The 1,472-nt window shown below is 42.7% G+C and carries 2 protein-coding genes; both read left to right on the top strand.

What is annotated here, in order from left to right; genetic code table 11:
* Positions 1 to 198: 198 nt before the first annotated feature.
* Entirely contained in the window at positions 199 to 903 is a 705-nt protein-coding gene (locus tag FKM52_RS21385) for a hypothetical protein (protein WP_141178103.1), read from the top strand.
* Positions 900 to 1,337 carry a hypothetical protein gene (locus FKM52_RS21380; protein WP_141178102.1) on the top strand — a complete coding sequence of 146 codons (438 nt, stop codon included), beginning with the start codon at positions 900 to 902 and terminating at the stop codon, positions 1,335 to 1,337. Before FKM52_RS21385 ends, FKM52_RS21380 begins: the two co-directional genes overlap by 4 nt.
* The last annotated feature ends 135 nt before the right edge of the window (positions 1,338 to 1,472 follow it).

Raw genomic sequence — 1,472 nt, 5'->3', positions numbered from 1 at the left:
GCCTCCAGCCAACGGCTGCCGAACTATTATTTTAAATAGCAAAGACACTTCGGGGTTTTCTTTTCCAGAACAGACTTTAAACCGAAGACTTTTCCAGTCTGGAAAAAACCTTATCTACAGAAAATAAATTATTTTAACTTGAATTAATAATTCATCATCGTATTCTGAGCAGAAAAAAATTAAAAAGAGTAATCAGGGATGAGCAAACGTACAGAAATAATTGATGGCAGTAAAGCGGCAACGGAAAAGTATGGGTTAGTTTATACCGAAGTCCTGGGTTGGATTGATCTTGGTCATGCGCAGGGAACAGATATCCAGACATTACTCAGAGATATCCATCATGGAGAAAGTCTCCGGGAGAAGTTCTATGATATTACTTACTCACAGGGCATGAGCTCACGTTATGGATTAATCCGTACTGGAAAATCCATCACCTGGCGTATAAAACGAGGGCGAACCTACTGGGAACAGAGAAGCATTGCACTGGCAATGATGATGACAATAGCAAGGAAGTTTGAAGACTTCCAGGGTACTTTTCCATATAACTATTTGACAGACAGCTCATTTAGCGGCGAGGATCTGGTGTCTGATCTGCTCGGTTTTTACCGCATAGTGATGGTTAATAATCCATTTGAGATATTGCGCCCCGTCAGCAAAGAAGAAGCACTAAAGCGGTGGGATTACTATGGTGAAATTGGTGCGTGGAAGAATGAAACTTTCCAGCCACTGCTATTTCCTGATCCAGAAAAATTTCCACACGCTAAGCCATATAAAGGTATGCTGCCAAATTTCATGCAAACTATTTCACCCTATAATGATTTTTCATCGGGGAACGTCATATTGCCGCAACACGATAAAACCTTTATTGTTTTAGGTTCAGGCAATAGCAGGATGGGGCTATGAGAAAAAAATTGAAGCTGTTGGTAGTAGCCTGCTTAGCGGTGGTTGCAGGAACCCTTCTATTTACCGCCTGGACATATATAAAAATGGAGTTCGCCAGTAGCGCATATTATAGCCAGCAGGATAAGCGAGAATACGCATTTTACACACCAGAATTAATAAAAAATATGCCACGAATAACCGATCATTACCGCTTCGAGTATGGGAATATCAGCGGTCCGGAAGCGCAAGTTTTCACTATTCGATTTGATGGCACAACAGACACCAGCAAAATTCGCCGCTATCTCATGTCCGTTGGTTATCAGCCACAGGCGCAGTGTAATGTTAAAGCCGAATGCTGGCTAAGCCAGAGCAACACAGATATTGTGACACTTTTCAGCTATAGCTCCCCAGATAGCGTTGTGCTTCAAATCTACCGTAGCCCTTATACCGAATAGTGGTTGATAGCTGACTTATCCTGGATGTTTTAAGCAGGCCCGCGAGCCACAGCACGCTACATCATTATTCACTACCACCCGCAAGCATAAAGCTATTTTCCAGCGCCGCTTCAGCATAGAGATAGCCAATCCCCA

Origin of the sequence: Mixta tenebrionis (assembly GCF_006517625.1) — a bacterium.
In the GTDB taxonomy this organism is placed as follows: domain Bacteria; phylum Pseudomonadota; class Gammaproteobacteria; order Enterobacterales; family Enterobacteriaceae; genus Mixta; species Mixta tenebrionis.
The sequence above is the reverse complement of the archived record's forward strand: the minus strand, read 5'-3'. Positions and strand labels throughout refer to the sequence as shown.

Coding starts and splice junctions, on each gene's coding strand:
- FKM52_RS21385 (WP_141178103.1), top strand. CDS start 199: ATGAGCAAACGTACAGAAATAATTGATGGCAGTAAAGCGGCAACGGAA.
- FKM52_RS21380 (WP_141178102.1), top strand. CDS start 900: ATGAGAAAAAAATTGAAGCTGTTGGTAGTAGCCTGCTTAGCGGTGGTT.